The sequence below is a fragment of the Moraxella equi genome, from assembly GCF_002027555.1.
In the GTDB taxonomy this organism is placed as follows: domain Bacteria; phylum Pseudomonadota; class Gammaproteobacteria; order Pseudomonadales; family Moraxellaceae; genus Moraxella; species Moraxella equi.
The window spans coordinates 72,052-78,537 of record NZ_MXAP01000029.1 but is presented as its reverse complement, the minus strand read 5'-3'; the positions used below and the strand labels follow the sequence as shown (position 1 = coordinate 78,537).

Annotated in this window: 8 protein-coding genes and 1 riboswitch; of the genes, 3 read left to right on the top strand and 5 right to left on the bottom strand. The window is 48.0% G+C overall.

The window, feature by feature from the left end:
• Positions 1 to 45: 45 nt before the first annotated feature.
• Complete coding sequence (gene thiD, locus B5J93_RS03350) at positions 46 to 885, bottom strand: bifunctional hydroxymethylpyrimidine kinase/phosphomethylpyrimidine kinase (protein ID WP_079324588.1); 840 nt, start codon at positions 883 to 885, stop codon at positions 46 to 48.
• Positions 882 to 1,727: a hydroxyethylthiazole kinase gene (gene thiM / locus B5J93_RS03345; RefSeq protein ID WP_079324586.1), complete on the bottom strand. Its 846-nt coding sequence runs from the start codon at positions 1,725 to 1,727 to the stop codon at positions 882 to 884. Before thiM ends, thiD begins: the two co-directional genes overlap by 4 nt.
• A gap of 61 nt (positions 1,728 to 1,788) precedes the next feature.
• Positions 1,789 to 1,878: riboswitch (TPP riboswitch) on the bottom strand.
• Positions 1,879 to 1,988: 110 nt separating this feature from the next.
• Between thiM and lipB the strand changes: the two genes are divergently transcribed.
• The 3 genes from lipB (at position 1,989) to B5J93_RS03330 (ending at position 4,560) form a co-directional block, all read left to right on the top strand.
• On the top strand, positions 1,989 to 2,735 hold the full coding sequence (gene lipB / locus B5J93_RS03340) for a lipoyl(octanoyl) transferase LipB (protein ID WP_079324584.1): 747 nt from the start codon (positions 1,989 to 1,991) through the stop codon (positions 2,733 to 2,735).
• Between the two features lie 2 nt (positions 2,736 to 2,737).
• Positions 2,738 to 3,913 (top strand): hypothetical protein, encoded by a 1,176-nt coding sequence (locus B5J93_RS03335; RefSeq protein WP_079324582.1) that lies wholly within the window; start codon positions 2,738 to 2,740, stop codon positions 3,911 to 3,913.
• A 113-nt stretch (positions 3,914 to 4,026) separates the two neighbouring features.
• Positions 4,027 to 4,560, top strand: coding sequence for an inorganic diphosphatase (locus B5J93_RS03330; RefSeq protein WP_079324580.1), 534 nt, complete (start codon positions 4,027 to 4,029; stop codon positions 4,558 to 4,560).
• Here the strand turns inward: B5J93_RS03330 and B5J93_RS13455 are convergent.
• The 3 genes from B5J93_RS13455 to B5J93_RS03320 form a co-directional block, all read right to left on the bottom strand.
• Positions 4,533 to 4,670 carry a hypothetical protein gene (locus B5J93_RS13455; protein WP_158080674.1) on the bottom strand — a complete coding sequence of 46 codons (138 nt, stop codon included), beginning with the start codon at positions 4,668 to 4,670 and terminating at the stop codon, positions 4,533 to 4,535. The two genes, B5J93_RS03330 and B5J93_RS13455, sit on opposite strands and share 28 nt — an antisense overlap.
• Positions 4,667 to 5,389: a tRNA pseudouridine(65) synthase TruC gene (truC, locus tag B5J93_RS03325; RefSeq protein ID WP_079324578.1), complete on the bottom strand. Its 723-nt coding sequence runs from the start codon at positions 5,387 to 5,389 to the stop codon at positions 4,667 to 4,669. The genes B5J93_RS13455 and truC overlap by 4 nt, the downstream gene beginning before the upstream one ends.
• 85 nt (positions 5,390 to 5,474) lie before the next feature.
• Entirely contained in the window at positions 5,475 to 6,485 is a 1,011-nt protein-coding gene (locus tag B5J93_RS03320; RefSeq protein WP_079324576.1) for a DNA polymerase III subunit, read from the bottom strand.
• Position 6,486: the final 1 nt, after the last annotated feature.

The window sequence follows — 6,486 nt, the reverse complement described above, 5'->3', positions numbered from 1 at the left end:
AAGGGATACAGTTGCTACGATTTTAAAATTTACCAATCATTTTATCTATACCCCACCTTCCCAAAACGCCCAATGATTAACCGCCCCATGTCCGTGTCCGATGTTGGGGGCGGTGCTCATTGCCTGACTGATTAAGCGTTTGGCGGTATGAATCGCATCTGCCACGCTCGCCCCCTTAGCAAGCTCTGCCGTGATACACGCCGAGAACGTACACCCTGTGCCGTGCGTGTTTTTGCTGTTGGTGCGCACGCTTTGTACTTGCCAAATGTCGCCCGTCTCATCAAGCACATAATCTATGCACATGGCACTTTGGGAATTTTGGCTGTGTCCGCCCTTGATGATGACTGTCTTTGCTCCCATGCTTTGTAAGGCGTACAGGGCTTGCCTTATATCATCATCACACGCTATCGTCATGCCTGTTAGCACTTCGGCTTCTGGTAGGTTGGGCGTGATGATGTCCGTTAGGGGAATAAGCCGTCTTAGGCTGTCCGTTGCGTTGTCATCAAGCAAGGATTGTCCGCCTTTGGCAATCATCACAGGGTCAAGCACCACTTGCCCAAACGGACGGTTTTGCAGAAACTGCCCCACCGTATCAATGATGTCGGACGTGCCAAGCATACCGATTTTGCACGCCCCAATCTCAAAATCGTCCCGAATGGCGACAAGCTGGGCTCTAATGTGGTCGGTCGGCAGATGATGAATGTCCCATACGCCTTGGGTGTTTTGGGCGGTTGTGGCGGTCAGTACACTTGTACCAAATACACGCCTTATGGTAAAGGTCTTTAAATCCGCCTGAATGCCTGCCCCACCGCCAGAGTCCGACCCTGCAATACTAAGAGCCTGGGCGGGGCGATTGGTGCATGGGTGGGTGTGGACATATCTCATGCCTTTTCTCCCACAAATTTGATACGATTTGCAATCTCATCGGGGCTAATACCGCCCAATTTGTCCAAAAATTGATACATAAACGTACCGCTTTGGCTTGACAATAAGCCTTCACAGGCAAGCTCGCCTGCAATGGCAAACGTGGCACAGGCATTGACCGCCCCCACCAAATACCGCTCACGCCCTGCCACCGCCAAAAACGCCCCAACCACGGCACTTAGCAAGCACCCTGTGGCGGTAACTTTGGGCAAAAGGGGTGTACCATTGGCAAGGGCGACCACCTGCGTGCCGTCCGAGATGTAGTCAATCTCGCCTGTCAAAATGGCAATGGTGCGATATTTGCTCGCAACCGCTTGGCAAATGCTCGCCAAATCCGCATCGCCACGCCCTGCATCCACGCCTTTGGCTTGCCAGTTCGCCCCTGCCAAAAACGCAAGCTCGCCTGCATTGCCACGAATGGCGTCAAATTGTACCACTTGGCTAATCTGATAAATGGTAGATTGGCGTAAAGTGCTTGCCGACACCGCCACAGGATCTAGCACCACAGGAATGCCGTGGGCGTTGGCGGTTTGCCCTGCAATCATCATGGCGGACGTTTTGGGGTCGGACGGCGTACCGATATTTAGCACAATGGCACTGCTGATTTTGGCAAGCTCCGCCATCTCTAAGGGCGACTCTGCCATCATCGGAGACGCACCAACAGCAAGCAGTCCATTGGCGGTAAAATTGGCGGAGACCAGATTTGTAATGTTGTGAATTAGGGGATTTTGCTTGCGGACTTCGTCGATTAAGTCTAGGGGAATTTGGTCTGGGGAGAGTGGGTTTTTGGTAACTTTGGTCATGGGTTTTTCCTTTTTTAAGTAAAAAGCACAGTCAAAACCCACACCAAAAAAGTGTGTTGCTCGTCAATTTTTATCAATTTCCTACGCCAGTTTTAACTGTATCAGGTTCACGGGTATCATCTCAGCCATAAAAGCACCCCGATTGATAAGCAAGATTATAACAAAAGGGTAAAGGGTGTGCAAGCGGTCAAAAGTGGTTAAAGTGGTTTTTATTTTTAACAAAATGACGTAAAATAGCCCTTTATTTGACAAGTAAAAACCATGACCCTAAACCTACCCCACCTAGACCTTACCCCCTTACAATGGGACGACTTACACACCACCACCCACCCCCATGCCGAATATAACACCACGCATGATGATATGCTTGCTCGCATTTTGTCTCGCATTGACGATAAAAAGGCTGACAAAGCCTGCCTTGATGAGCTGTGGATTGTGGAACATCAAGACGTTTATACGCTAGGGCAAGCAGGCAAAGAAGAGCATATTCTCTACAAAACCGACACCCCAATCATCAAAACCGACCGTGGCGGACAGGTAACGTGGCATGGCGTCGGGCAACTTGTGGTCTATTGGCTGTGGGATTTGCACCGCCTTGGCATGGGCGTGCGAGACCTAGTTAGCCACGCCGAGCAAGCCATAGAAGACGTGGTCGGCGAATACCTACCGCCCGATTTGACCGCCAAGGCTCGCCGAGATGCCCCTGGGGTGTATATCTACAACCGCTCGGGCGATATGCTTGGCAAAATTGCAAGCCTCGGCTTTAAAATCAAGCACGGGCATAGCTATCACGGCATTGCCATTAACCTTGTCAATGACTTGACCGCCTTTAACGCCATTAACCCTTGTGGCTATGCAGGCATGGCTATGGTAAAACTGTCGCAATTTGGTAAATTTGATGAGAGCCAAACACACGAATTTATTCATAAATTTATCAGTAATATTCAAAAAAGACACAGCGGACAAATCGCCCTAAGACCCATAAATGAGCCAATATCAAGCAAATAAACATGAAATACCCATTAACAATTATCGCAATCACCCTATTGTCCTTGACCGCTTGCGACAACAAACCCAACAGCCCACCTACCCCAAACACCAAGCCACACCAAGCCGAACAGACCTTTGTGGACGCTACCCCTACATCACCCACGCCAGTCGCCCAAAGCACCAACCCCCAAGCGATTGATTGCCAAGCCATTACCAACACACTAAATGCCATTGACATCAATAGTCAAATAGATGACTTTGATCAGGCAGATAAACTATTAAATCACTGCCTACCGACTGCCGACAACACCACCCAAATCAAGTGGGCGACACAGTATCAGCTTGCTTATCAGCGTTTTTTATCCTTTTGGCAAGGCGATACATTTTTGCTTGATGATACAGAATTTGACCAGTTAAATCAGGTCATGTACGACATTCATTATAACAAAAAGTACAACGAATCCGACATCGCCACCCTACACCCAAAAGCCCAATATTTCATCAAGCAAGTCAAACAAAATAAGCTAAAAATAGCAGACTACTGCGAAGGGGAATTTGGCTTTGTCAATGATTATCAAGCATTTGCCAAGCTGTTTACGCCCCATTTGCCAAAAGACCAAGCAGTCATGATTGAGCGACTTGCCAGCGACAACCAAGAGCCACTATGGTGCGATGCAGGTCTTAGCATTTCATTAGATGAGCTTATCGAGCGGGCGTTATTTTGGCAAGATTATCAAAAGATGTATCCGCAGAGTGTATTTATTGATGATGCCAAACGGTTGTCGTTATTTTATGAATATTTGTTATTTTTTGGTTCAGACAATACACGTTGGCTAAACGATGATAAAACCAAATTTATCACCTACATCAATGAAAATGATGAAACATTCACAGACGAAGCAAGCTTTGTCAAACTTGCCAAACATGACAGCGAACTTGGCAAACATGACAGCGAACTTGGCAAAAAAGCCCAAGCCTTTCTGGCATTTATCGCCACACCAACAGATGAGCGAGACGATAAATATCCCATAAATCCTGCCAATCTTGACAAACGCCACCTTGATGACCCAAGTCAAATTGAAGATTGGGAACGGGCAACCTTACAACTCATGACCGCCTTAGACAAAACAAAAGTGGATACTCCAAGCTGTATCAGTACCCCCATTTGCCTGCCTGATACATCAGATAAGCCTTGATAATATGCCATTATCCACAAGCAATATGCAAAAACATCATAAATTGATGATTGCACTTGGGCGGATTTAATATTACAATGGCACACCCTTTTTAATCCCCATCGGAGAATTTTATGGTAGATTTTAACAAAATCCTAGACGCAGGCGACGTGGACGCAGGCGAGATTAACGTGGTCGTGGAAATCCCTACTGGCTCAAACCACAAAATCGAATGGAACCGCAAATTGGCGTGTTTTGAGCTTGACCGTGTTGAGCCTACCACCTTTGCCAAGCCTTGCAACTATGGCTTTATCCCCCAAACCCTAGACGAAGACGGCGATGAGCTAGACGCACTCATCCTAACCGAACAGCCATTGACCACGGGTATTTTCCTAAAAGCCAAAGTGATTGGCGTGATGAAGTTTGTTGATGATGGCGAAGTGGACGACAAAGTCATCGTGGTGCCTGCCGATGACCGCAATAACGGCAACGCCTACAACAGCCTTGATGATTTGCCACCACAGCTTCTCAAACAGCTAGAATTTCACTTCAACCACTACAAGGATTTGAAAAAAGCTGGCACCACCAAAGTAGAAGGCTTTTTTGATGTCGCCACCGCCAAAGAAGTGATTAAAGAAAGTCAAAAACGCTGGGTGGAGCAAGCGTGATTGACGACTTGCAGATGATAACCTTGTAAATTATCGCTCATAAAAACCGCCCGAATACCATAAAAAGTATTCGGGCGGTTTTTGGTTAAGCGATTAGTAAAATTTATCACACCCACTCACCCCATCCAAAATCATTGACAACCTTTTTAAATCCATCATCAAGCGGAGCCATCACCGTGATACGCTTACCGCTCATGTCATCAAATGCCAAAGTATGAGCGTGCAAAAGTAGCCTTGATACGCCCGTAAACTCTGCCACCGCACGATTTTGGGCGGTGTCACCATGCGTGGTATCGCCGACAATAGGGTGAAATAGGTGCGTCATGTGTCGTCTTAATTGGTGTTTTCGCCCTGTAACTGGGATAAGTTTCATAAGGCTATACCGAGATGTGGCGTATCTATCCACCGAGACAAAGGGCATTTCGCACGTTGCCAAATTCTCATAATCAGTCATGGCGAATTCAGGTTCTTTATTCGTTTTGGCGAATTTATCGGCGATTTTATCAAGTTTGACTTTTAACGGATAATCAATCCGCCCACTACCCAAAAGATAGCCACGCACCACCGCCAGATAGGATTTATCTACCGTATGATGTTCAAATTGCCCCGACAATGCCCTTGCCACATCAGACGACTTGGCAAACAGTAGCACCCCTGACGTTGGGCGGTCTAGCCGATGAACAGGAAAAACGTGTTGCCCAAGCATATCACGCAAAACCGTCATCACAAATACCGTCTCATGCTTGTCAAGCCATGAGCGATGAACCAGCATACCAGCAGGTTTGTTCACCGCCACCATGTCATCATCTTGATATAAAATTTGTAGCATTTTGCCACTTCCGATTATTTCATTTATTAAATGTGTAAAATCATAAGGGCGAATATGATTCGCCCCTACAACCCAAAACCAAGCTTTAAAAATCCACTAAGCGACAAAACAGCTCATCATACGCCATTTTGTCCTGCACGTTTTGCCCAACCGCCACCGCCATGTCATCAAGACTTGCTAGGAAATTTTCTACCTTGTCGAGGCTTAGATTGTCCGCCCCATTTATCAGCCCTGCCACATCCATGTCGGTATGAATGCTATCAAGCCCAAGCCCCACTCGCACCACGTCCATAAGCATAAGCCGTGTCAAAACCGCAAAATCACCAAAACTCATCACGCCCTGCCAGTAGTCGCTGGCACTCACCGCTGACCGCTCGCCGCGCCTTAGGGTAAGCCATGTTTTTAGCCACAATACACGCTTACCAAACCACACCGCCTTTGGCAAGTCCACCGCCTTTAATACCGCCCCGTCGGTGAGTGTCAGGGCAAGTCTGGCAAGACTCTCATCGCCCAACACTCCACCTACATAAGCCAACGCCACATCATGAGAAACAGCCCCAAGCGGTAGGGCTTGCGCACGGCTTTTTATGGTAGGCATGAGCTTGGCAGGGTTGTCACTAATCAGTATCAAATGCACGCCTGCTCGTGGCTCTTCTAGGGTTTTTAGCAGGGCATTACTCGCCCCAATCGTGAGCGTGTCGGCATTATCCAGCACGATGAGCCGAACGCCATGCCCCTTGACATGGCTATACTCCTGCAAGGCTCGCACGTCATCAATCTTAATGGACGAGAGTTCACTCTCATCAGACGTAGGCAAGCTCTCAGACGGTAGCACCATGACATCAGGGTGCGTCCCTGCCATGAGCCAATGACAGCTATCGCACGCCCCACACGCCCCTTGCTCGCCCTTGTTTTGGCACAGCAGCCACGCCACAAACCGCCATACAAATTCACGCTTACCAATGCCTGCCATACCACACGCCAACAACCCATGCGGTAATTTACCATCATAAAACTGACCGACCACCTGCTCCCAAGCGTGGGTTTGCCAAGGCAGTAACGGGGCAAAATAGGGCAACTGTTCTTGTTCGTTCATA